The 23,347-nt window shown below is 66.6% G+C and carries 26 protein-coding genes and 1 riboswitch; of the genes, 14 read left to right on the top strand and 12 right to left on the bottom strand.

The genetic code is table 11. The features are described from left to right. The first annotated feature begins 15 nt into the window (after positions 1-15). The 5 genes from cobS to KF783_RS01530 are packed head-to-tail and all read left to right on the top strand — an operon-like array spanning position 16 to position 3,872. Positions 16-1,020, top strand: coding sequence for a cobaltochelatase subunit CobS (cobS, locus tag KF783_RS01550; RefSeq protein WP_294076130.1), 1,005 nt, complete (start codon positions 16-18; stop codon positions 1,018-1,020). Positions 1,021-1,072: 52 nt separating this feature from the next. Next, positions 1,073-1,345 carry a type II toxin-antitoxin system prevent-host-death family antitoxin gene (locus tag KF783_RS01545; protein ID WP_294076129.1) on the top strand — a complete coding sequence of 91 codons (273 nt, stop codon included), beginning with the start codon at positions 1,073-1,075 and terminating at the stop codon, positions 1,343-1,345. A gap of 3 nt (positions 1,346-1,348) precedes the next feature. After that, complete coding sequence (locus tag KF783_RS01540) at positions 1,349-1,735, top strand: type II toxin-antitoxin system VapC family toxin (protein ID WP_294076128.1); 387 nt, start codon at positions 1,349-1,351, stop codon at positions 1,733-1,735. Beyond that, positions 1,735-3,567, top strand: a complete 1,833-nt coding sequence (gene cobT, locus KF783_RS01535; protein ID WP_294076127.1) for a cobaltochelatase subunit CobT — start codon at positions 1,735-1,737, stop codon at positions 3,565-3,567. Before KF783_RS01540 ends, cobT begins: the two co-directional genes overlap by 1 nt. Next, a complete protein-coding gene (locus KF783_RS01530; RefSeq protein ID WP_294076126.1) occupies positions 3,564-3,872 on the top strand; it encodes a ribbon-helix-helix domain-containing protein in 309 nt (102 codons plus the stop codon). Before cobT ends, KF783_RS01530 begins: the two co-directional genes overlap by 4 nt. Here KF783_RS01530 and KF783_RS01525 read toward each other — a convergent pair. The 8 genes from KF783_RS01525 to KF783_RS01490 all read right to left on the bottom strand — a co-directional run bounded on the left by KF783_RS01525 (position 3,869) and on the right by KF783_RS01490 (position 11,840). Next, positions 3,869-4,615, bottom strand: coding sequence for a hypothetical protein (locus KF783_RS01525; protein WP_294076125.1), 747 nt, complete (start codon positions 4,613-4,615; stop codon positions 3,869-3,871). The two genes, KF783_RS01530 and KF783_RS01525, sit on opposite strands and share 4 nt — an antisense overlap. A 91-nt stretch (positions 4,616-4,706) precedes the next feature. Further along, positions 4,707-5,705, bottom strand: coding sequence for a type II secretion system F family protein (locus tag KF783_RS01520; protein WP_294076124.1), 999 nt, complete (start codon positions 5,703-5,705; stop codon positions 4,707-4,709). 4 nt (positions 5,706-5,709) lie between these two features. Then, positions 5,710-6,687, bottom strand: a complete 978-nt coding sequence (locus KF783_RS01515) for a type II secretion system F family protein (protein WP_294076123.1) — start codon at positions 6,685-6,687, stop codon at positions 5,710-5,712. A gap of 48 nt (positions 6,688-6,735) precedes the next feature. Further along, positions 6,736-8,022: a pilus assembly protein CpaE gene (locus KF783_RS01510; RefSeq protein ID WP_294076122.1), complete on the bottom strand. Its 1,287-nt coding sequence runs from the start codon at positions 8,020-8,022 to the stop codon at positions 6,736-6,738. Next, positions 8,019-8,669 (bottom strand): CpaD family pilus assembly lipoprotein, encoded by a 651-nt coding sequence (locus KF783_RS01505; RefSeq protein WP_294076121.1) that lies wholly within the window; start codon positions 8,667-8,669, stop codon positions 8,019-8,021. The genes KF783_RS01510 and KF783_RS01505 overlap by 4 nt, the downstream gene beginning before the upstream one ends. 19 nt (positions 8,670-8,688) lie before the next feature. Then, on the bottom strand, positions 8,689-10,224 hold the full coding sequence (locus KF783_RS01500) for a type II and III secretion system protein family protein (protein ID WP_294076345.1): 1,536 nt from the start codon (positions 10,222-10,224) through the stop codon (positions 8,689-8,691). Positions 10,225-10,273: 49 nt separating this feature from the next. Further along, positions 10,274-11,317: a Flp pilus assembly protein CpaB gene (gene cpaB, locus KF783_RS01495; protein ID WP_294076120.1), complete on the bottom strand. Its 1,044-nt coding sequence runs from the start codon at positions 11,315-11,317 to the stop codon at positions 10,274-10,276. Between the two features lie 52 nt (positions 11,318-11,369). Next, positions 11,370-11,840 (bottom strand): prepilin peptidase, encoded by a 471-nt coding sequence (locus tag KF783_RS01490; RefSeq protein ID WP_294076119.1) that lies wholly within the window; start codon positions 11,838-11,840, stop codon positions 11,370-11,372. Between the two features lie 49 nt (positions 11,841-11,889). Here KF783_RS01490 and KF783_RS01485 point away from each other — a divergent pair, with 49 nt between their 5' ends. Genes KF783_RS01485 through KF783_RS01475 form a run of 3 tightly spaced genes read left to right on the top strand, consistent with a single transcriptional unit; the run spans position 11,890 to position 14,158 of the window. After that, entirely contained in the window at positions 11,890-12,828 is a 939-nt protein-coding gene (locus tag KF783_RS01485; protein ID WP_294076118.1) for an alpha/beta hydrolase, read from the top strand. Further along, positions 12,825-13,931 (top strand): FAD-binding oxidoreductase, encoded by a 1,107-nt coding sequence (locus tag KF783_RS01480; RefSeq protein WP_294076117.1) that lies wholly within the window; start codon positions 12,825-12,827, stop codon positions 13,929-13,931. Before KF783_RS01485 ends, KF783_RS01480 begins: the two co-directional genes overlap by 4 nt. Positions 13,932-13,984: 53 nt before the next feature. Then, positions 13,985-14,158, top strand: coding sequence for a DUF1508 domain-containing protein (locus KF783_RS01475; RefSeq protein WP_294076116.1), 174 nt, complete (start codon positions 13,985-13,987; stop codon positions 14,156-14,158). Between the two features lie 25 nt (positions 14,159-14,183). On the opposite strand, the gene KF783_RS01470 is transcribed toward KF783_RS01475, so the two are convergent. The 4 genes from KF783_RS01470 to ispH form a co-directional block, all read right to left on the bottom strand. Further along, complete coding sequence (locus KF783_RS01470) at positions 14,184-14,699, bottom strand: DUF1993 family protein (protein ID WP_294076115.1); 516 nt, start codon at positions 14,697-14,699, stop codon at positions 14,184-14,186. 10 nt (positions 14,700-14,709) lie between these two features. Then, complete coding sequence (rnhA, locus tag KF783_RS01465) at positions 14,710-15,165, bottom strand: ribonuclease HI (RefSeq protein ID WP_294076114.1); 456 nt, start codon at positions 15,163-15,165, stop codon at positions 14,710-14,712. After that, the gene (gene thrB / locus KF783_RS01460) at positions 15,162-16,121 is read right to left on the bottom strand and encodes a homoserine kinase (RefSeq protein WP_294076113.1); all 960 of its coding nucleotides are present in this window, start codon (positions 16,119-16,121) and stop codon (positions 15,162-15,164) included. The genes rnhA and thrB overlap by 4 nt, the downstream gene beginning before the upstream one ends. A 99-nt stretch (positions 16,122-16,220) precedes the next feature. Continuing rightward, positions 16,221-17,174 carry a 4-hydroxy-3-methylbut-2-enyl diphosphate reductase gene (ispH, locus tag KF783_RS01455; protein ID WP_294076112.1) on the bottom strand — a complete coding sequence of 318 codons (954 nt, stop codon included), beginning with the start codon at positions 17,172-17,174 and terminating at the stop codon, positions 16,221-16,223. A 184-nt stretch (positions 17,175-17,358) separates the two neighbouring features. On the opposite strand from ispH, the gene KF783_RS01450 reads away from it, so the two are divergent. The 6 genes from KF783_RS01450 to KF783_RS01425 all read left to right on the top strand — a co-directional run bounded on the left by KF783_RS01450 (position 17,359) and on the right by KF783_RS01425 (position 23,246). After that, positions 17,359-17,967 carry a hypothetical protein gene (locus KF783_RS01450; protein WP_294076344.1) on the top strand — a complete coding sequence of 203 codons (609 nt, stop codon included), beginning with the start codon at positions 17,359-17,361 and terminating at the stop codon, positions 17,965-17,967. A 63-nt stretch (positions 17,968-18,030) separates the two neighbouring features. Continuing rightward, positions 18,031-18,127, top strand: a riboswitch (glycine riboswitch). 154 nt (positions 18,128-18,281) lie between these two features. After that, positions 18,282-19,445 (top strand): glycine cleavage system aminomethyltransferase GcvT, encoded by a 1,164-nt coding sequence (gene gcvT / locus KF783_RS01445; RefSeq protein ID WP_294076111.1) that lies wholly within the window; start codon positions 18,282-18,284, stop codon positions 19,443-19,445. A gap of 14 nt (positions 19,446-19,459) precedes the next feature. Continuing rightward, on the top strand, positions 19,460-19,831 hold the full coding sequence (gcvH, locus tag KF783_RS01440) for a glycine cleavage system protein GcvH (RefSeq protein ID WP_294076110.1): 372 nt from the start codon (positions 19,460-19,462) through the stop codon (positions 19,829-19,831). A 72-nt stretch (positions 19,832-19,903) separates the two neighbouring features. Beyond that, complete coding sequence (gene gcvPA / locus KF783_RS01435) at positions 19,904-21,262, top strand: aminomethyl-transferring glycine dehydrogenase subunit GcvPA (RefSeq protein WP_294076109.1); 1,359 nt, start codon at positions 19,904-19,906, stop codon at positions 21,260-21,262. Between the two features lie 32 nt (positions 21,263-21,294). Further along, entirely contained in the window at positions 21,295-22,827 is a 1,533-nt protein-coding gene (gcvPB, locus tag KF783_RS01430) for an aminomethyl-transferring glycine dehydrogenase subunit GcvPB (RefSeq protein ID WP_294076343.1), read from the top strand. Positions 22,828-22,898: 71 nt separating this feature from the next. Continuing rightward, on the top strand, positions 22,899-23,246 hold the full coding sequence (locus KF783_RS01425) for a hypothetical protein (protein WP_294076108.1): 348 nt from the start codon (positions 22,899-22,901) through the stop codon (positions 23,244-23,246). Positions 23,247-23,347: the final 101 nt, after the last annotated feature.

Genomic DNA, 23,347 nt, shown 5'->3' with positions numbered 1-23,347 from the left:
GAAGGCCGAATGCGAATGACCGACATCCCCAACACCCAGCCCGACAGCCGGGAAACCACGATCCTCGATGCCCCCGACCGGGCGGTGAAGGTCCGCGACCTGTTCGGGATCGACATCGATATGGAAGTGCCGGCGTTCAGCGAGGCGGATGAGCGGGTTCCCGATCTCGATCCCGCCTATGTGTTCGATCCGGACACCACGCTCGCGATCCTGGCCGGCTTCGCGCACAATCGCCGCGTGATGATCCAGGGGTATCACGGCACCGGCAAGTCGTCGCACATCGAACAGGTCGCCGCGCGCCTCAACTGGCCGTGCATCCGCATCAACCTCGACGCGCATATCAGCCGCATCGACCTGATCGGGCGCGACGCGATCGTGCTGAAGGACGGGGTGCAGATCACCGAATTCCGCGAGGGGCTGCTCCCCTGGGCGCTCCAGACGCCGACGGCGCTGGTGTTCGACGAATATGATGCCGGGCGGCCCGACGTGATGTTCGTGATTCAGCGCGTGCTCGAGACCGAGGGCAAGCTCACGCTGCTCGACCAGAACCGGGTGATCCGGCCGAATCCATGGTTCCGCCTGTTCGCGACCGCCAACACGGTGGGGCTGGGCGACACCAGCGGCCTGTATCATGGCACGCAGCAGATCAACCAGGGGCAGATGGACCGCTGGAACATCGTCGTCACGCTGAACTACCTGCCCGCCGCGACCGAGGCGCAGATCGTGCTCGCCAAGTCGGGCGAGTATGACAAGCCGGGCGGCAAGGAACTGGTCGAGAACATGGTCCGCGTCGCCGACCTGACCCGTCGGGGGTTCATCAACGGCGACATCTCGACGGTGATGAGCCCGCGCACGGTCATCACCTGGGCGCAGAACACGGAAATCTTCAAGGATCCCGGCTTCGCATTCCGCCTGTCGTTCCTGAACAAGTGCGACGAGGCGGAGCGGGCGCTGGTCGCCGAATATTATCAGCGCGTGTTCGGGAAGGACCTGCCCGAGAGCGTGGTGGGCAAGGCTTGAAGCATCGGGTGGACTTAGCTAAGTTAGCCTAGTCCACTTGAGGAGCCGCGCGATGGCCGAGGCCGACCCGCAAAAGACGTTTAACGTCCATGACGCCAAGACCCAGCTGTCCAAGCTGATCGACCGCGCGCATGCGGGCGAGGAGATCATCCTGTCCAAGGCGGGCAAGCCCTATGCGAAGCTGGTGGCGTTCGAGCCGACGCCCTTGCCGCGCCGCCAACCCGGGCGCTTCAAGCATCTGTTGAAGGATGTTCCGAGCGACATCTGGTTTGAGCCGACATTTACCGATGAAGAGCTGGACGCCTTCGAGAGCAGGGGATTCTGAGGCTTGCGCCTTCTGCTCGATACGCATGCGCTGGTGTGGTGGTGGCTACAAGACCCCCGCCTGTCGGCCCGTGCGCGGGAAGCGATTTCCGATCCCGCCGTTGAGACATTCGTGTCCGCCATTTCCTGTTACGAGATCGCGCTCAAGGTGGGCAGTGGCAGATTACCTTCGATGGTCGAACCGCTGTCGCAGTTCGCCGAGGCATGTGAGAAGGATGGACTGGTTCAGCTGGCGCTACATTATGATCATGCGCGCACCGCGGGATTATTGCCGTTGACGCATCGTGACCCGTTCGACCGCATGATCGCGGCGCAGGCGCTCACCGAAAGGTTGGCCGTTGTCACCTGCGATCGCGAGATCGCTGTGTTTGGCTGTGAGACGCTCTGGTAATGGCAACCGACTCCCCCCTCGACCGGTTTCGCGACGTCCTTGCCGGAACCGCGCGCGCGCTCTCGCGGGAGGCGGAGGTCGAACTTGCCTTCACCGCCGATGCGCCGGCCCAGTCCGGACGGCACATCAAGGTGCCGATGCCGGGGCGCAACCTGCCGCCCGAACAGGTGGCGGAGGCACGCGGCTTCGCGGACGGGTTCGCGCTGCGCATGCGGCTGCACGACAGCGCCATGCACCTGCGCGCCGCGCCGAAGGAGGCGGTGGCGCGCGCGGTGTTCGACGCGGTGGAAACCGCGCGGGTCGAAGCGCTGGGGTCGAAAGGCTATGCCGGCATCGCCGACAATCTGGACCATGCGTTGCAGATGCGGATGCGGTCCGATCCGATCAGCCGCGCCCGCACCCGCGACGAAGTGCCGCTGTCCACCGCGATCCAGCTGCTGGTGCGCGAACGCCTGACGGGACGCGAAGCGCCTGCCGAGGCGGCGCTCGGCCTGGCGCTGGTCCGCGACTGGATCGAGGACCGGGGGGCGAGCGAGCTGGACGCGCTGGCACTGGCGATGGACGACCAGGCGGCGTTCGCGAAGCTGGTCGGCAACCTGCTCGAGGATCTGGAACTGACCGAGGGCGACCTGATCCCCGACGAAGCCGATGAGGGCGGGGGCGAGGACGAAGGCACCGACGAACAGGAGCAGGACGAGAGCGAACAGGGCGAGCAGGACGGCGATACCGGCCAGGGCGAGACCGAGGCGCGCGGCGAACAGAGCGACGCGGAGACCGAGGACGGTTCCGAGTCCGAACAGGAACAGGGAGAGTTCGACGACGCCGATGGCGAGCCGGGGGACGAGGGGGAGGACGGGATGATGCCCGTCCGGCCCAACCGCCCCTGGTCCGATTTGCCGCCGCAGTTCGAATATGGTGCCTTTACCAATCAATATGACGAGGTGATCGCCGCCACCGACCTGTGCGATACCGAGGAACTGGATCGCCTCCGCGCCTATCTCGACCAGCAACTCGTCCATCTTCAGGGGGTGGTGACGAAGCTGGCCAACCGGCTCCAGCGACGCCTGATGGCGCAACAGTCGCGCTCATGGGATTTCGATCAGGAGGAAGGGCTGCTCGACGCGGCGCGGCTGGCCCGCGTGGTCGTCAACCCGATGCAGTCGCTGTCGTACAAGATCGAGAAGGAAGCGCAGTTTCGCGACACGGTCGTCACCCTGCTGATCGACAATTCGGGATCCATGCGCGGTCGTCCGATCAGCATCGCGGCGATCAGCGCGGATATCCTGGCCCGCACGCTGGAGCGGGTCGGGGTGAAGACCGAAATTCTGGGCTTTACGACGCGCGCGTGGAAGGGCGGGCAAAGCCGGGAGAAATGGCTGGCCGAGGGGCGCCCGGCACAGCCCGGCCGGCTCAATGATGTACGGCACATCGTCTATAAGCAGGCTGACGAGCCGTGGCGGCGGGCGAAAAAATCGCTCGGCCTGATGATGCGCGAAGGACTGCTGAAGGAGAATATCGACGGCGAGGCACTGCTCTGGGCGCATCAGCGCCTGATCGCGCGGCCAGAGGATCGCAAGATCCTGATGGTCATCAGTGACGGTGCTCCGGTCGATGATTCCACCCTGTCGGTGAACAGCGGATCGTATCTGGAGCGGCATCTGCGCCAGGTGATCGGGTGGATCGAACAACGCTCGCCGGTCGGGCTGGTCGCGATCGGCATCGGCCATGACGTGACGCGATATTATGGCCGGGCGGTGACGATCATGGACGTCGATCAGCTGGCCGGCACGATGATCGAGCAGCTCGCATCGCTGTTCGATATCGAGGCGTGAGCATCCAGGCGTCGGTCGAGGCCCCGCACGGGGGGGGTCGGGGGCCGGTCGAGGCCCCGCACGGGGGGTTTCGGGGGCCGGTCAAGCGATCGATCACCATCGCCGGCCACGCGACGTCGATCAGCCTGGAGCCGGTGTTCTGGGACGCGCTCGATACGGCGGCGCGGGCGCGGGGGCTGCCGCTCAACGCGCTGGTCGCGCAGATCGACTATCTGCGGATTTCCACCGACGATCCCCCCAATCTCGCGAGCGCGATCCGCAGCTGGCTATTTGCAGCTGCGGATGCGCCGGGAGAAACGGATTAGCTCTGGGGTTCGACCTCGCCTTCGGCGCGGACGTGTGAGGGCAGCCACTCGTGCGCGGGGCGGGCCTCGCTCTGCGCTACGGGCGCGGGCGCGGGATCTGACGCGCGCGGCGCAGCGTCACCCGTTCCGGCTTCAGTCGGGGCTTCGGCGGGCGCGGACGCATCCTGCGGAAACGGGCGGTCCCCGGACGCGTCGCTGACCTCCTCCTGCACGGGGGCAGGCGCGGGTGCGGAATCGGATGCTGCGGCCTCCGCCTCGCCGGCGATCGGCTGCGGCGTCGGCGAGGCGGGCGGCTCGGGTGCGCCCATCGCCAGGGGCGGGGGCGGCGGTCCTTCCGGAATCCAGTTCTTTTCGCTGGCGGCGGGGACTGGTTCGGCGTCACCCGCGTCCAGTTCGTCCTTGTCGCGGTGGAGCAGCGTGGCCGCGACCGCGCCGACCCCCGCCGCAGCGGCGAGCGAGCCGACCGCGCTTCCGCCCTCATCGGTGGACGCGGGTTTCGCCGGTGCGGTGGATTCAGCGCGGGCGAGCGCGGCGTCGCGCTCCCCCTCCAGCTGCTTGATGCGATCGTTGGCGTCGCGCAGCGCGGTTTCCCATTCATGTTGCAGGCCGGCGTTGGAGACTTCCTCCTCTTCCAGCGCCCGCTTCCATTTCTTGCCGCCAGAGCTGCTCGCCAGGCCGAATAACCAGCCGGCGATCAGGGTGATGCCTAGCGCCGCCCATTCGGTGGGGGTGGTGAACAGCATCGCAAAGACCTCCCGTTTCGGAACGGGAACGACGTTAACCAATGTGGCGCGCGGGCGCCAGCCATCGAATCGGGATGCGGAAACGCGCGATTCAGCCGCTCATCAGCGCGTCGTTGATCGAACATGCCGCCGGACCCAGGATGACGATGAACAGCACCGGCAGGATGAACAGGATCAGCGGGACGGTCATGATCGCGGGCAGGCGCGCGGCCTTTTCCTCCGCACGCATCATCCGCTCGTTGCGGAATTCCGCCGACAGGACGCGCAGCGCCGAGGCGAGGGGGGTGCCGTATTTTTCGGTCTGGATCATCGTCGTGACGACGCCACGGATCGAATCGAGATCGATGCGCTTCGCCAGATTTTCGAACGCCTGACGCCGGTCGGTCAGAAACCCCAGCTCGATCGCGGTCAGCGAGAATTCGTCGCCGAGTTCGGGATAGGCCTTGCCCAGCTCCTTCGCGACGCGGCCGAACGCCGCATCGACGGTGAGTCCCGCTTCGGCACAGATCACGAGCAGGTCGAGCGCGTCCGGCACCCCCTTGCGAATCGCATCGCTGCGCTTGGTGATCCGGTTTTTCAGATAGATGTCGGGCGCCTTGTAGGACAGGATGAAGCTGCCGGCGACGAGGCCATAGGCCTTGAGCGGGCTCCAGTCGGCGAACATCTCGGTGCCATAGACCAGGAACATCACCGTGCCGCCGATCACGATCGGCAGCACCAGCCGACCGAAGATGACCGCGACGGCATAGTCCTTTGAACGGATGCCCGCCTGCATCAGTTTGAGCTGTGCAGCCTTCACCTGTTCGTCCTGCAAGACTTTGAGCGAGGACAGGAAGTCGCGGATATTGTCGGTGGTCTGGTTCTTCTGGACCAGCTTGGCGCGACGCTTGCTCGTCGAGGCGGTGATGCCTGCCTTCAACTGCTCGCGGCGTTCGTTGAGCGCCTTGACGCGCTTCGCCATCGGGTCGCGCGTCGAGGTCGCGGTATAGATGGCGAGCAGCACGGCAAAGGTGGCGATGCCGGCGAGCACCGTCGCGACCGAGAGGACATCGACGCCGAGCAGCGTGGGGCCATGGGGAGAGGTCATCATCGCATCAGATCTCGAAGCTGATCATCTTTTTCATGATGAAGGCGCCCAGGCCCATCCAGATCAGTCCGCCGCCGCCCGCGATGATCAGCCGCTGGTCGATGAAGAAGGTCTGCATATAGCCGTCGTTGATGAACCAGATCATGCCGAAGACGATGAAGGGCAGGGCGCCGATGATATAGGCCGACGCCTTTGATTCCGACGACATGGCGCGGATCTTGAGCTTCATCTGTGCGCGCTTGCGCAGCACATCGGCCAGATTGGCGAGCGTTTCCGCCAGGTTGCCGCCCGTTTCGCGCTGGATCGCGATGGTGATGCAAAAGAACTGGAATTCGGGCGTACCCAGCCGGTCGGCGGTTTCCTGAAGCGCCTGGTCGAGCGTGCGGCCGATCTTCATCTTGTCGGAAATCGCGCGGAATTCCTCGCCGACCGGGCCTTCGACCTCCGATCCGACGACACCCATGGTTTCGGTGATCGGAAGGCCGGAGCGCAGACCGCGCACCAGCAGTTCGATCGCGTCGGGAAATTTGGCGGTGAACCGGGCGATGCGGCGATTGATGAAGAAGCCGACCGTCATGTGCGGCAGGCCGGCGCCGATGAACGCGCCGACCAGCAGCGCGAGCAGGAGGGGCAGCCCCTGAAGGGCGAGCAGCGCGGCGATCACCACCGCCAGCCCCAGTGACACCATGCCATATTGGCCGACCGTCCAGCTCTTCCCGGTCATCGCGAGCCGCTTGCCGAGCTGCGCGGGGTTGGGAAGGAACCGCGCGGCGGCGAGATCCATGTTGCTGGCGCGGGCGGTGGAGATGCGGCGCATCTGCGCTTCGACCGCTTTCGCGCCGCTGATGCCGGAATGCCGGTCGCGCAGCGAGGTGAGGCGGCGCGCGCCGGCGCTCCTTGCCGAAGGACCGGCAAAGGCGACGATCAGCAGCGCGAGCACCACGAAGGTGCCGCCCGCCAGCATCATCATCGGCAACAGGTCCATGCCGCGTTTCGACTCCGAACAATGCGGACCGGCGGGTGCCGGTCCCGGTTACGCCTTGGCCTTTGCCGGCTTCTTGATCGACAATTTGGTCAGCTTGCTGAGCAGTGATCCGCCCTTGTCGTCCTTGGCCTTCTTCGCCTCCGACGGATCCTCTCCGGCGTCGGTCAGGGCGAGCACGCGGGCGGAGATTTCCGCGAGCGCGTTCATGCCCTTCACATTCTTGCCGGCCTCCGCCAGCGGCTTGCCGAGCTTTGCGGCGGCCACGGCGGTCTTGGGATCATAGGGCAGCAGATAGTCGATCTTGCGCTCGATCGAGCCTTCGAAATCCTTCCGGCTGATCTCCAGCTGCCCGCCTGTCGGAACGCGGTTGGCGACGACGACCATCGTCGTATGCGGCGCGTTGGATTTGAACCACGACAGGATGCGGATCGCGTCGCGGGCCGCAGCCAGAGTGAGTTCGGTGACCAGCACCGCCACCTGAACGTCGGTGATGAGGTGCGGATAGTTGACCAGCATCGTGCGGGGCAGATCGATGACCGTGCATTCGAACGCGCCGCGAATCTCTTCCTGCAACTGGAAGAACGCCGCGCCGTCGGTCATCACCGGCGAATTGATCGGCGCCTCCGCCGACAGCACCGCCAGCTTGTCCGACGCCTTGACCATCGCGCGTTCGATGAACAGCCCGTCGATGCGGCTGGGATTTTCGATCGCGTCGGTCAGGCCGCGGCCGGGTTCGAGATCGAGCGCGAGCGCGCCGGTCCCGAAATGCACGTCGAGATCGAGAAGCGCGGTCGATCGCCCCCCCTTTTCGCTCATCAGCCACGCCAGCGAGGTAGAGATGGTGGAAGCGCCCACGCCGCCGCGCGTCCCGATCACCGCGACCGCGCAATGCGGGCGTTCGGAACCGGCCTCGGCATGTTTGGGCGCGTTCAATATGGTCTGCGCCTGAACGAACGCGTCGCGCAGCGTTTCGGGCTTCAGCGGCTTGAGCAGATAGTCCTGAATGCCCGAGGCGACGAGATCGCGGTACAGGCGGACGTCGTTGACCTGGCCGGCAGCGACCACGACCGTACCCGGCTCGCAGACCTCCGCCAGGGCGTTGATGTCGTTGAGCGGATCGCCGCTTTCGGACAGATCGACGAACAGCACATTCGGGCTGGCCGAAACCGACAGTTGCTGCACCGCATTGCGCAGGCCGCCGCGATGCACATTGTCCGGATTCCATCCCTGTTCGATCGCGATCGGGCGAAGCGCTTCGGCCGTCGCCTCGTCGCAGACGAACGCGACGAACGGTTCGCGATGCGACGTCCGGCCGGGGTTGAAAGGAGCGTTCACTTGCTGCCGCCTCCCGTGCTTTCGGCCTTCAGCGTGGTGCCGCCGCCGCCGCTGGGGGCGGCATCGCGCAGCGCCTTGATCGATTTTGCGATCTGGCCCGGATCGGCGGTTTCCGCGCCCGGCTGACCGCGCACCAGATCCTCCGGCCGGGCGATCATCGCGGCCAGGTTGCCGTTGACCGAACAGCCGTAATTGGGCGAGGTCGTCGATCCGTAATAGGATGTCGTCTCGCCCGCCCAGTTCGGGCAGCCCGGAACGCCCGCGCGCATCCGGCTGACGATGACGCGGACGGTGCCGGGCGCCATCTGGCCGGTGGTGACCGGCGCGGGACCGGAGAGCAGCAGGCCGTAGCGGCCGGCTTCCGCGGCGATCTGTTCACGCGCCCGCGATCCCGACGGATCATCGACGAACACGCGATCGCCATAAGCGAGTCGCAGCGACGCGAGCCAGCCGGCGACGCGCGCCTGTTCGCCGGGGGCGAGATAGGCGCCGTCGGTCGCGGCATCAAAGACATAGTCGGTACGCTGGACCACCGGCTGGTTGATCGATTCCAGGCCGCGATAGGCGGTGGTGCCGGAATCCATCCCGCAGGCGGACAGGGTGGCGCCGGCGGAGGCCAGCAGCAGGATCGTATGACGCTTCAACATGATGACGTTCCTCCTGCGATCACTTGAACCCGAAGCCGGGCGCGGGGGCCGCGGACTTCTTGCGCTTGTCGTCGCGGCCCTTCGCCACCGGCGGCTGGGCGGGGGTGGCGAGCGGCTGCGGCGCCGGTTGCGGTTGCGGTTCGAGCGGGACCTGCCCCATCGCGCCGACCGACGGCGCGGCACCGGCCGGTGGCGCCATTTGCGGCATCGGCCGCTGTTCGCCGCTCTTGCCGCCGCTCAGCTGGCCCAGGATGATCCGGCCCGCGTCGGTGGGCGCGCGATAGCCATCGGTGGGCAGCGCGATTTCGTTGCCGTTGACCGGCTTCACCAGATACGGGGTGATGACGATGACCAGCTCGGTTTCGTTGCGCTTGAACCCGTTCGAGCGGAACAGCGCGCCGAGGATCGGGATGTCGCCAAGCCCGGGCGCCTTGTCCACCGAATTGTCATGCGTATTCTGGAGCAGGCCGCCGATCATCAGGCTCTGGCCCGATCCCAGCTCCACGGTTGTTTCCGCGCGGCGGGTGGTGAGCGCGGGAACCTGGGTCCCCCCGATCGTCACCGCCCCTGCCGAGGAGAGCTGCGACACTTCCGGCCGGACACGCAGCGAGATGCGACCGTCCGACAGGACCGTGGGGGTATAGGCCAGGCTGACGCCATATTGCTTATATTCGACCGACACCGCGCCCAGCCCCTGGCTGACCGGGATCGGGATTTCGCCGCCGGCGAGGAACGACCCGGTCTCGCCCGACAGTGCGGTGAGATTGGGGTTCGCCAGTGTTGAGACCTGACCGATCTGCTCGCCCAGGTCGAGCGAGCCGAGCAGGTCGAGTCCGAGCAGTTTGCCCGCGCCGAACAGGCCGGTGCCGGTGGCCGGTTTGGTCAGGACGGTGGTCCCGGTCGCGCCGGTGGTGCCGACGCCCATCGCGCCGCCCGGCGTCCATTGCGAAAAGGGCGTGCGCCCCTGGCCGATCCCGAATTTGAACCCGCCGGTCAGATCCGCCGAGGCGAGGTTGACGCCGATATTCTTGACGAAGCTGCGGCTGACCTCGGCGATTCGGACTTGCAGGTTGACCTGGAGCGGGGTCGCCGTGCGCAGGCGCGAAAGCACCTTGATCTCGTCCCCGACAAATGCCTGGGCCAGGCGCTCCGCTTCGGCCGCATCGCTGGGTGCGGCGACGGTGCCGGTGAGCAGGACGAAGCCGTTCATCGTCGTCGCGGTGATGTCCGCCTCGGGCATCGCGACCGCTAGCATCGACTGGACGCTGTCGAAATTGTTGCCGATCCGGATCGTCGCCGAATAGACGACCTTGCCCCCCTTGGTGGTGGCATAGACGGTGGTTTCGCCCGATTTCTTGCCGAACACCCACAGCTGGGTCGGCGAGCGGACCTGAACGTCGGCGATACTCGAATCGGCGACGAAGATGTCGGACATCGGTGCGTTCAGCGTCACCATCCTGCCGCGTCCGGTCGCGATCTGGACCAGATCGCGCGGCGCCGCATGGACGGTCTGCGCAAGCGCCGGCAGCGGTGCCGCGATCGGCGTCACCACCATCGCGATCGCCGTCAGCGGGCTGACCAGCTTGTTCCCCCTCAACCGCATGTCAATTCTTCCCCCCAACCGGAACGACCGTAACGGCGGTCCCCCGGGCAACTTTCACGATCGGTCCTTCGGGCATGGCGCCCGCACCGGGATAGGCCGCCGCCGGCGCACCCGGCGCGACCGGGCCGCCCAACATCATCTGTTCCTTCGGCTTGCCGGGGACCGTGCTGCGCTGGAAGCGCGAGACGTCCGCCCCGGTCGATACCGTGGTGCCGCTTTCCACTGGCCGGCTGCCGGCGCGGGCCAGCATCGCCTTTTCGGATTTGGCGTCGCCGTCGCCGACGGTCACTTCGCCGGCCGCGATGGCCTCCTCCAGATCGCCCGCATTGTCGGCGATCGAACGCAGCGACAGCGATAGCGCGCCGATCGTCTGTGCCACTGCGATCTTCTCGGCGATCCGCGGGGTCGCCTCGACCGTGACGGTCGAATAGGTGGCGACGACGGTCTTGCCATTCTCGTCGGATTGTTTGTCGGTGCGCTGGTCGGTGGCGAGCACGCGCAGGTTGCGCAGCACGGTTTCCGACGCCTTCAGCGGCGGACCATCGCCGCCACCCGGCACCGCCTGGGTCAGGATCAGGTCGACGCGGTCGCCCGGAAAGACGAAGCCGGCAACCGCGGCCTGGGCCGATACCGGCACCGTGACCGCGCGCATGCCCGGCGCCAGCGCGGCGGCGAGGAAGCCCCGGTCGCCCGGCTTCACCAGCGCGCCCTGGGTGAGCGGCTGGCCGGCGGGAATGGCGTAGCGGACCACGGTCCCCTGAAGCGATTTGAGATCGGTGCCGTCGCGCTTGAAATAGGCGCCCTCGACCAGATCCTTGGGCCAGGCGACGAATTTCATCGATTCCGGACCGAGGATCGTGCCGATCGGCAATGCCTTTGTCGCAACCAGCACCTCGACGCCGTCGATCGGCGCCGGCTGACCGGCGATCGGCACCGCGCCCGCGACGGGAGCGGACGAACCGCTCATCAGGCTGCGGGCCATGAATGCAGTGATCGCCGCGACGATCAGCGCGCCCGCCAGCAAAATGATCTTCCGTCCATCCATGACGTCTCGGGCCTTTCAGTCTTCAGGGCCGGGTTGCACCGGCGTTAAGCATTCACGCAAAGTGGTTAAAAATCGGTTCGCGGATCGTCAGAAGCGTCGCGACGGCGATGGCGATGCCATAGGGAATTTCGGGTTGTGCGGTTTGCCGCCGCACGCGGGCGTCGATCATCATCAGCAGGGTGATCGCGCCGCCGACGAGCGACATGACGATCAGCATCGTCATCAGCGGCTGAAACGGCAGCCACAACGCCAGCGCGCCGATCATCTTCACATCGCCGCCGCCCATCATTCCGAAATGAAATGCTGCGGCGAAAATACCGAAGACCAGCATCGCGAGTCCGATCTGGCCGATGATGTCGGGCCAGAACGGCACGCCGATCGCCAGCCACCAGGGCAGGGCCAGCGCCGCGATCGCGCCGTTCTTCCAGTTGGAAATCTCGCGCTTGCGCGCGTCCTCGATCCCGGCGGACACCAGGATAACGCCCAGCAGGACGAGCAGGCAGGTGGCGATAAATTCCCCCATTGCACGCTACGCCTAGACGCGGGGGCTTTCCAAAACGTAACCAGCGCGCATGTCCGACATCGCTTTCGATCGCCGCGCCATCCCCCAGGGCGCTTCCGTCACCTCATGGACTGCCCGCGACGGCTATGCGCTGCGCAGTTTCGCCTGGCCGGTGTCCGGGGCGGCGCGCGGCTCGATCCTGTTCCAGGGCGGGCGCGGCGACGTGTTCGAAAAATATCTCGAGGCGTTCGATCACTGGCATGGCCAGGGGTGGACGATCACGTCGTTCGACTGGCGCGGGCAGGGCGGATCGGGCCGGCTGACCGAAGCGGCGAATTGCGGGCATATCGCGGATTTCGCCGACTATATCGCGGATTTCCGCGACTTTGCCCGGCAGTGGATGGCCGCCACCCCCGGCCCCCATGTCATCATGGGGCATTCGATGGGGGGGCATCTGGTGCTGCGCGGCCTGGTCGAGAAGGCGGCGCGTCCCGATGCGGCGGTACTGATCGCGCCGATGCTCGGCCTCAAATCGCCCCTCGGCCTGGGCGAGCGGATGGCGCGCATCCTGGGCGGCGTCGGTGATTCGACCCGCCCGGCATGGAAGAGCAACGAGCGACCCTATACCACCGACACCCGCGAATCGCTGCTGACCCACGATGCCGATCGCTATCAGGACGAATTGTGGTGGCAGCAACGCAATCCCGGCAACGTCACCGGCCCGCCAAGCTGGAAATGGGTGATCGAGGCATATCGATCGACGCGCGAATTGCGCGGCAACCCGGCGCTGCGCACGATGGACGTGCCGGTGCTGGCGCTGATCGCGGAGGCGGACGGTCTGGTCGATCCGAAGGCGGCGCTGGCGACGGTGGCGAAACTGCCTGATGCGCGCGTGGTCCGCTTCGGAAAGGAGAGTGCGCATGAGATCCTGCGCGAGATCGACAAGGTGCGAAACCGCGCGATCGGAGAGATCGACCTGTTCCTTCAGGCGCGGGCGCAGCGGCGATGAGCCGATATGACGTCGCGATCGTCGGGGCGGGAATTGCGGGCGCCGGCCTGGCCGCGCAGATCGCGCCGCATGCCCGGGTGCTCCTGATCGAGGCGGAGGCGCAGCCCGGATACCATTCGACCGGGCGATCCGCCGCCTTCTGGTCGGAAACCTATGGCGGCCCGGACATCCAGCCGCTTGCCAGCAAATCGGGGCCGTATCTGCGCGATCCCCCGGCGGAGCTGGGCGGGGAGAGCTTTCTGTCGCCGCGCGGCGAGCTGTTCATCGCGAGCCGGGCGGACCGCGCGGTGCTCGACGGTTTCGTCGCCCAGTTCGCGGCGGCGGGCGTGGTGCTGGACGAGGTCGATCCCGCCGCCTTCTGCCCCGGGCTGCGACCCGAATGGACCGAGGCGCTGTGGGACGAAAGCTGCGCCGATATCGATGTGGCACGGCTGCACGCCGCCTATCTTGCCGCCGCGCGCCGGGCGGGCGCCGAGCTGATCTGCGATGCGGCGGTGACCGCCGCCTCACGCGGCGCGGCGTGGCGGATCGAGACGCGCGCGGGCGGGTTTCAGGCGGATGTCCTGGTCAATGCCGCCGGCGCCTGGGCCGACACGCTGGCCGGTCTGGCGGGCGTCGCCCCGGCCGGGGTGCAACCGCTGCGGCGCACGATGGTGCAGTTGCGCGTCGATCCGCCGGCACAGCCGACCTTGCCGCTGGTCCGCGATGCGCGCGACCGCTTCTATTTCAAGCCGGAGGCGGGCGGGCGCATCTGGCTGTCTCCGCATGACGAGATTCCCACGCCGCCATGCGACGCCGCGCCCGAGGAGATCGACGTGGCGATCGCGATCGACAAGCTCGGCACGGCGGTCGACTGGTGCGTCGCGGCGGTGGAACGCAAATGGGCCGGGCTGCGCAGCTTCGCGCCCGATCGAAAACCCGTCTATGGCTTCGATCCGACCGCGCCCGGCTTCTTCTGGTGCGCGGGGCAGGGCGGATTCGGGATCCAGACATCCCCGGTCGCGTCCAAGCTGGCGGCGTCGATGCTGCTGGGGAAAGCGCCCGACCCGCTCGCCGCCGATATTGATCCCGCAAATTATTCGATCGATCGATTTCGCGGCTAGGCGAGCGACCGGCAGCGGCCTATCGTTGTGCCGCCGCAACGACGGAGAGTGAGATGGCGCACAAGTTCGTGATCGAGCAGAACAAGAAGGGCGAGTATGTCGCCAAGTTCAAGTACAACAGCGAAATCATCTTCTGGACCGAAGGCTATTCGAGCAAGGCGAACGCCCGGAACGCCATCGAATCGATCCTGAAGAACGGCCCGGGCGCGCCGGTCGAAGAGGGCTGACGGCCCCGCGCGGGCGCGCATGCGCTCACGCATCCGTGGCGTCGATGCGGTGCCTTGCCATGTGCGGGATGAAGTCCATCTTGCCGATCGCGAGGCCCGCGTGGCGCAACAGCGCGTATGCCATCGCCACGTGGAAATAGAAATTCGGCAGAATCCAGTCGCGGATGTCGGCCTCTGACGACATTACGAAGCGGACGTCGTTGGGAAGCGTCAGATCGACGATCGCGTCCGGCGCTGCCCAGGAAGACGGGGCGCTGCGCTCGACCAGCTCCGCGACTTCCGCGATTCGCGCGCGCACCTGCGCGAAGTCGTGATACGCGGTCGTCTCCAGTTCGACCTGCGCATTGCCGACCTGTCGTAGCGCGAGCAGCACCTGATTGAGCGCGACGCGAAACTGCAATTCCAGCGGGAACATGTCATCGACCAGGCGTGACTGAAGGACCTTGTCGTCGATGCCGCCATCCTGCGCCGCAGCCGCGAGCCGGTCGAGCGTTCCGAGCATGTTGAGGAAGGTCGATCTGGCGAAATCCGCGTAGCTCATGATGGGCCTTTCACATCCGGTCGATCTGCATGGCGTGCGCGGCATCGCTTGCCAGCTGGTCGGCCCGCTCATTGTCCGGGTGTCCGGCATGGCCCTTCACCCAGATCCATTCGATCCGGTGGGGAGCCGCGGCGGCGAGCAGCTCCTGCCACAGGTCGGCGTTCTTCACCGGCTTTCTGTCGGCGGTGCGCCAGCCATTCTTCTTCCAGCCGTGAATCCATTTGGTCAGGCCGTCCATGACGTAGCGGCTGTCGGTGGACAGCCTGACGCGGCATGGCCGCTTGAGCGCCCTCAGCCCCTCGATCGCGGCCATCAGTTCCATGCGGTTGTTGGTGGTGTGCGCCTCGCCGCCCGACAATTGCTTTTCGGTTGCGCCCATGCGGAGCAGCACGCCCCAGCCGCCGCGTCCCGGATTGCCCTTGCACGCGCCATCGGTGGCGATTTCGACCAGCGGCATCTCGCTCATGCGATGCCGGCCGCCAGCGTCGGGTCGTAATGCCGCAGCCGCCGCATATAGGCGAGCGGGTCCTTGCGGGTGACCAGCGCGTCGGCCGGCGTATTGAGCCAGTCCCAGGCGCGCGACAGTGCAAAGCGGACACAGGCGCCGCTCGCCAGGACCGGAAACTGGGCGAGCTCCGCCTCGCTGATCGGAAAAACGCCGGCATAGCCGCCGATCAGCGCGTCGCCGATGGCGGCGTCGTGGCGGGTGCCGCTCGCGTCGAACGACCAGGCACTGTGCATCACCGCCAGGTCGTAGATGCGGATATCGGTGCAGGCGAAATAGAAGTCGATCAGGCCGGAAACCGTGTCGCCGCGCATCAGGACGTTGTCGGGAAACAGATCGGCGTGGATCGCACAGCGATCGAAGGCGTCGGGCGTCCATGCGCGCGCGACCTTTTCGACCGCAGCGCCGAGCGCGTCATAGAGGCCGGGTGCGATCTCATCGAGGCTGCGGCCGCATCGCTCGAACAAGGGCGCCCAGCTGTCCACACCCATCGAGTTGGCGCGATCGGGCGCGAAGTCCGACACCGCCCGGTGCATGGCGGCCAGCGCGCGCGCCGCCGCTTCCGCCTGGGCTGGCGTGGGATGCGAGAGCGATACGCCCGGCAGGAACCGGATCAGGCAGGCGGGGCGCCCGCACAATTGCTGGATCTCGACGCCGTCACGATCCTTGATGGCCGGCGGCACGGGCAGGCCCTTGCCGGCGAGGTGATCGAGCAGCGCCATGAAATAGGGCAGGTCGTCGGCGGCGACGCGTTTTTCGTAGAGCGTCAGGATGAACCGGTCGCGCGTCGTTTCGACGAGGTAATTGGAATTCTCCACCCCCTCGGCGATGCCCTTGGCAGACACGAGTTCGCCGACATCGTACCGCGCCAGAAATTCGCCCAGCGCCTCGGCCGAAACCTGCGTGTAGACCGCCAAATCCGTCCCCCATTTGCATTCGATCAAGGTCGCAAGCCGGCGCGTGCAGTGTCGGTGCGCGGGTCCCGACCTCGATCGACCCGCGCTTCGTTCGGGTTTTCAGGCCGCTTCCAGCCCCCGGGGGAGTTTGAACGCGATGGTTTCCTGCGCCGTTTCGACCTGCCGCTCCGCGACGTCGAACCGCGTCGCGATGCGATCGATCACTTCGCGCACCAGTACCTCCGGGGCGGAGGCGCCCGCCGTGATGCCCAGCGTGCCGACTCCCCACAGCCAGTCGAAGTCGAGATCCTCGGCCCGCTGGATCAGCTTCGCGCCGGTCCCTTCGCGCTCGGCGACTTCCACCAGGCGCAGCGAGTTGGACGAGTTCGGCGCGCCGATCACCAGCACCAGATCACAGGATTCCGCGATCGCGCGCACCGCCGCCTGCCGGTTCGAGGTCGCATAGCAGATATCGTCCGCCTTGGGCGCGACGATATCCGGAAAGCGACGCTGCAACACCGAAAGGATCGCGGCGGTATCGTCCACCGACAGTGTCGTCTGCGTCAGGAATGCCAGATTGTCGGGGTCAGCCGGTGCCACGGCCTCGGCGTCCGCCTCGGTCTCGATCAGCGTCATGCATCCGTCCGGAACCTGACCAAAGGTGCCGATCACTTCCGGATGGCCGGCATGGCCGATGAACAGGATGTGCCGCCCCGCCGCGACCAGCCGTTCGGCCTGCCGATGCACCTTCGACACCAGCGGACAGGTCGCGTCGAGATAGGACAGGCCGCGATCCTGTGCCGCCGCCGGAACGGATTTCGGCACGCCGTGCGCGGAAAAGACCACCGGGACGCCGTCCGGCACCTGATCCAGTTCATCGACGAATACAGCGCCCTTCGCCTTCAGCGTATCCACGACATATTTGTTGTGGACGATTTCGTGCCGGACATAGACCGGCGCGCCATGCAGTTCGATCGCGCGCTCGACGATCTGGATCGCGCGATCGACCCCGGCACAAAAGCCGCGCGGCGCGGCGATCAGCAGTTCGAGGACGGGTTTCGGGGTTTCGGTCATCGTCGGCGGCCTTACGCGATTGCGCCGTCGCGCGAAAGTGCGGTGCGCGACCCCGTTGCGGGAAGTCGATGCCCTGCCTATGGTGCGCGCCGCCGGGATCGGCACCGCCCGCGGGCGGCGCGATCCTCAGTATATTTCGGGAAAGGTTGCCCTGTTGAAGATCGGCAAAATCGGTTTGGCCGCGATGGCGATGCTTGCGGTAACGGGATGCGCGCGCCGCGGCGACATTGACGAGGGCGGGATCACCCAGATCCGCTCCGCCTGTCCGCGCGTCGGCGTGCCGGCGGGAACGGGCGACGTGACGCTGTTCGATCCGCCCGCGAGTCGCGACGCGAGCGCGATCGACGTCACGGCGGTCATCACCAATGTCACCTCGACCTGTGAGGACAGCGGCGACATGATCCGCACCTCGATCTCGTTCGACGTGCTGGGCAGTCGGCGGTCGGGTGCGGGCGCCCGCGAGGTGACGCTGCCCTATTTCGTTACCGTGCTTCAGGGCGGATCGTCGGTGGTTTCCAAGCGTGTCGGACAGGCGACGCTCCGCTTCGCGCCGGGCGCATTGCGCGCCCAGGCCCAGGGCAGCGGAATGACCGAAATCTCGCGCGCCGCGGCGACGCTGCCGTCGGACATTCGCGACAAGATTACGGAAAAGCGCAAGGCGGGGGACCAGACCGCCGCGATGGACCCGCTTTCGCGACCGGAAATCCGGCAGGCCGTGCTGCGCGCGACGTTCGAGGCGCTGGTCGGCTTCCAACTCACCGACGATCAGCTGAAATACAACGCGACCCGCTGAATCGCGATTGACTCGTTCGCCGCCCCGCACCATTCCGGTGGGGTCGGCAGCGGGCAACCGCTGAAGGCACGCGCGGGAGAGTTTCCGGGCCGCAAGGTCCGGAACGCCGAAGGAGCAACCGCCCCGGAATCTCTCAGGCACCCAGGACCGCGCGGGGCCACGACACTCTGGAAAGCGTTCCGCCGCAAGGGGGAGCCACCGAAGGTGTAAGCCCGGTCCGCCGGGCGAAAGCTCTCAGGTTCCGTGACAGAGGGGGCGACGCGATGATGCTGCCACGCGCAGCCGTCCGTCGATTCTCTGTTGGAGTGCGGAAATTGAGCGACGTCACCGAAGCCGAAGCCCCCGAAACGCTCGACCTGTTGCCGCTCGATGCGTGGCACCGTGCGCGCGGGGGGCGGATGGTCCCCTTTGCCGGCTATGAGATGCCGGTCCAGTATGAAGGGATCATGGCCGAGCATCTGTGGGTGCGCGAATCGGCGGGTCTGTTCGATGTCAGCCACATGGGCCAGCTGTTCCTGTCCGGCGACAATCTCGACGTCGAGCTGGAGAAGCTGATCCCGGCCGATGTCGCGGGGGTAAAGGTCGATGGCCAGAAATATTCGCTATTGCTGGCGGAAAATGGCGGAATCCTGGACGATTTGATGTTCACGCGCTGGGCCGGCGGGGAGCAGGGCGGTCCCGGCACGGGCGGTATCTACATGGTCGTCAACGGCGCCTGCAAATGGGACGACATCGCGCATCTTCGCGAGCATCTGCCCGACGAAATCGACATCAATCACATGGATGAACATGCGCTGCTCGCCTTGCAGGGGCCGAAGGCGGTCGATGCGCTGAGCCGCATCGTCCCCGGCGTCGAGGCGCTGGTGTTCATGCGCGGCGGGCGGTTCGATTGGGGCGGCACGCGCCTGTGGATCAGCCGGTCGGGCTATACCGGCGAGGACGGGTTCGAGATTTCGGTGCCGGCGGAGCACGTCGCCGCGCTCGCCGATGCGCTGACCGCGCAGCCGGAGGTGAAGCCGATCGGCCTGGGCGCGCGCGATTCGCTGCGGCTTGAGGCCGATCTGCCGCTCTATGGCCACGACCTGGACCCGGAAACGACGCCGATCATGGCCGCGCTCAATTTCGCCGTCGCCAGCAAGCGGCGCCGAGAAGAGGCCAACTTCCCCGGTGCCGAGCGCATCCTGGTCGAGCGCGAGAACGGCCCGATCCAGCGCCGTGTCGGCCTGATCGTCGAGGGGCGCCAGCCGGTGCGCGAAGGCGCGATGGTGCTGGACGACGAAGGTAACGAGGTCGGGCGCGTCACCAGCGGCGGCTTCGCCCCGACCGTGCAGAAGCCGATCGCGATGGCCTATGTCCCGACAGGGCAAGCAGAAATCGGCACGCGCGTGACGCTGAGCCAGCGCGGCAAGATCCATCATGGCGAAATCGTCGCCATGCCCTTCGTCCCCCACCGCTATGTGCGCCAGAGCAAGATTTAGGCAGGAGCAGCGAAATGAGCCGTTATTTCACTGAAGATCATGAGTGGATCGATGTCGACGGCGATACCGCCACGGTCGGCATCACCGACTATGCGCAGAGCCAGCTGGGCGACATCGTGTTCGTCGAGACGCCCGACGAGGGCAAGCAGGTGAGCAAGGGCGACGACGCCGCCGTGGTCGAGAGCGTGAAGGCGGCGAGCGACGTCTATGCCCCGGTCAGCGGCACGGTGATCGAGGGCAATGCCGATCTCGACGACAATCCCGCGCTGGTGAACGAGGACCCGGAGGGCGAGGGCTGGTTCTTCAAGATGACGCTGAGCGACGCCAGCGAGCTGGACGGCCTGATGGACGAGGCGAAATACGCGGATTTCGTCAGCAAGCTGTGATTTCGTGCCGTCATCCCCGGCGCGACGCCGGGGTGACGGGTCTGGTTTTTGGCCAGTGGCCGGAGAATTGATTTGCGCTACCTTCCCCTGACGCCCTCCGACCGGCAGGCGATGCTCGCCGCGGTCGGCGCCGCCGCGATCGACGACCTGTTCGCGGACGTCCCCGAAAGCGCCCGCCTGTCCGGCCCGATCGACGGGCTGCCGATGCATGCCAGCGAACTGGCGGTTGAACGGCATATGTCGAAGCTGGCGGGCAAGAATCTGTCGGCGGGGGAGGCGCCCTTCTTCATCGGCTGCGGCGCGTACCGGCACCATGTCCCCGCGAGCGTCGATCACCTGATCCAGCGCGGCGAGTTCCTGACCGCCTATACGCCGTATCAGCCGGAAATCGCGCAGGGTACGCTTCAGGTGATGTTCGAATTCCAGACGCAGGTCGCGCGCCTGCTGGGGACCGATGTCGCCAACGCGTCGATGTACGACGGATCGACCGCCTGCTGGGAGGCGATCGGGATGGCGCGCCGGATCACCAAGCGGGCCAAGGCGATCCTGTCGGGCGGGCTTCACCCGCATTATGTGTCGGTCGCGAACACGATGGCGAAATATACCGGCGACACGCTGGTCACCGCGACGCCGGCGCTGATCGCCGAACCCGATATAGACGACCTGATCGGCATGATCGACGACGAAACCTCATGTGTCGTCGTGCAGTATCCCGACATTCTCGGTCGCATCGCCGACCTTTCCGGCCTCGCCGCCGCGTGTCAGGCGAAGAAGGCGCTGCTGGTGGCGGTGGTGACGGAGCCGGTGGCGCTGGGGGCGATCAAGTCGCCGGGCGAGATGGGCGCGGACATCGTGGTGGGCGAGGGGCAATCGATCGGCGTTGGCCTTCAGTTCGGCGGACCCTATGTCGGCCTGTTCGGATGCAAGGACAAATATGTCCGCCAGATGCCGGGCCGCCTCACCGGCGAGACGGTGGACGCGGAGGGCAAGCGTGGCTTCGTGCTGACGCTCTCGACGCGCGAGCAGCATATCCGGCGCGAGAAGGCGACATCGAACATCTGTACCAGTTCGGTGCTGTGCGCGCTGGCGTGGTCGATCCATATGACGTTGTTGGGCGAGAAGGGGCTGCGGCAGCTCGCCGCGCTCAACCATGCCGGCGCGTGCGCCGCCGCCGACCGGCTGGCCAGCGTGCCGGGGGTCGAGCTGGTGACCCCGACCTTCTTCAACGAATTCACGCTCAAGCTGTCGAGGGAGGCGCGACCGGTGGTGCGCGAACTGGCGGACCGGGGTATCCTGGCCGGCGTATCGCTCGGACGGCTCTATCCGGGGGAGGACGTGCTCGCCAACGGCCTTGTCGTCGCGGTCACCGAAACCACCACTGCGGAGGACGTCGAAACCCTTGCCGCCGCGCTTGAGGAGGTGCTGGCATGAGCACGATCAACCAGTCCGGCTGGCGCCCCGAAATGAGCCCCGAACGCCGCAGCGACAATGCGACCTTTACCGGCAACCGCGCGCTGATGCTTGAGGAGCCGCTGATCTTTGAGATCGGTTCGCTTGACACCACCGGCGTCGATTTCGCCGACGCGCCGAAGACCGCGTCGCGCCTCGGCGGCCTCGACCGCAATCGCGACATCGGCCTGCCGGGCCTGAGCGAGCCGGAGGCGGTGCGCCACTACACGCGCCTCAGCCGTCAGAACTACGCCATCGACCTTGGCCTGTTCCCGCTCGGCAGCTGCACGATGAAGCACAATCCGCGCCTCAACGAGCGGATGGCGCGGCTGCCCGGCTTTGCCGACATCCATCCGTTGCAGCCGGTCGATACGGTGCAGGGCGCGTTCGAGGTGATCCATCAGCTCGCGCACTGGCTGGTCACGCTGACCGGCATGCATTCGGTCGCGATGTCGCCCAAGGCGGGTGCGCATGGCGAGCTGTGCGGAATCCTGTGCATCAAGGCGGCACTCGAAGCACGCGGCGAGGATCGGCGGGTCATTCTGGTGCCGGAAAGCGCGCACGGCACCAACCCGGCGACCGCCGCGTTCGCGGGCTTCGCGGTCGAGGATATTCCGGCAACGCCCGATGGCCGCGTCGATGTCGATGCGCTCAAGGCACGGCTGGGGCCGGATGTCGCGGGGGTGATGATCACCAATCCGAACACCTGTGGCCTGTTCGAGCGCGAACTGAAGACCATTTCCGACGCGGTCCACGCCGCCGGCGGCTATGTCTATTGCGACGGCGCGAATTTCAACGCGATCGTCGGCAGGGTGCGTCCGGGCGACCTGGGTGTCGATGCGATGCACATCAATCTGCACAAGACCTTTTCCACCCCGCATGGCGGTGGCGGGCCGGGATCGGGGCCGGTCGTGCTGTCGCAGGCGCTGGCCCCCTATGCCCCGCTGCCCTTTGTCGAAAAGCGCGGCGACGGGTTCGCGCTGGTCGAGGAGGAAACCGCCGAGGAACATCACGCCGCCACCTTTGGCCGCATGGTGTCGTTCCACGGTCAGATGGGCATGTTCACGCGTGCGCTGACCTATATCCTGAGCCATGGCGCCGACGGGCTGAAGCAGGTTGCCGAGGATTCGGTGCTCAACGCCAATTACGTGCTGCGCGCGCTGGAGGATGTGCTCGACGCGCCGTTCGCGAAGAGCGGGCCGTGCATGCATGAGGCGATTTTCAGCGACAAGGGCCTGCCGGAGGGCTTTTCGACGCTCGACATCGCCAAGGGGCTGATCGACGAGGGCTATCACCCGATGACGGTCTACTTCCCACTGGTCGTGCATGGCGCGATGCTGGTCGAGCCGACCGAGACCGAGAGCAAGGCGGCGCTGGACCAGTTCATCGGTGCGTTCCGTTCGGTCGCCGAGCGGGCGAAGGCGGGGGATCAGGCGCTCAAGTCCGCACCGCATTTCGCGCCGCGCCGCCGGCTCGACGAGACCCAGGCCGCGCGCAAGCCGGTGCTGGTGTGGAAGGAGCCGGCACAGGCCGAGGCGGCGGAATAAGTCAGTTTTCGCGGGGATCGTTTCGGGTTAGATTTTTCGCGCCGGCAGGGTGCCGGTCTGTGGAGACGCTCATGATCCGGACGACCCTGACCGCCGCGCTGATCGCGTTGATCGCCACGCCGGCGCTCGCGCAAAGCTACGACCCGCGCATTCCCAAGGCGGAGGCGGATGCCGACCGGATGGAGGCGCAGGCGCTGTACGACCGACAGAAACAGCGCGACCGCGAGGAAGCCGATCGGGTGGCCAAGACCAATCTCGACCGGCAATCCGACTATGACATGTATGTTGCCCGGCAAAAGGCGGATTACGAGGCGAAAATGGCGAAGTGGCGCGCCGATGTCGCCCGGCAACAGGCCGAATATGAAGCGCTGGTGGCACGGTGCAAGGCGGGCGACCGCACGGCCTGCGCCCCGCGTTAGGCGATCGCAGTGGACGGCCGCCGAAAAACCGGCTTGAAGCGGTAGCGAGGGCGCGCGATCGATCTGGGTCCGTCGCCCGCAATCGCATGGGGATCGGGATC

The organism is Sphingomonas sp. (assembly GCF_019635455.1).
In the GTDB taxonomy this organism is placed as follows: Bacteria; Pseudomonadota; Alphaproteobacteria; order Sphingomonadales; family Sphingomonadaceae; genus Sphingomonas.
Note: the sequence above shows the minus strand (reverse complement) of the source record. Positions and strands in the feature narration are given on the sequence as shown.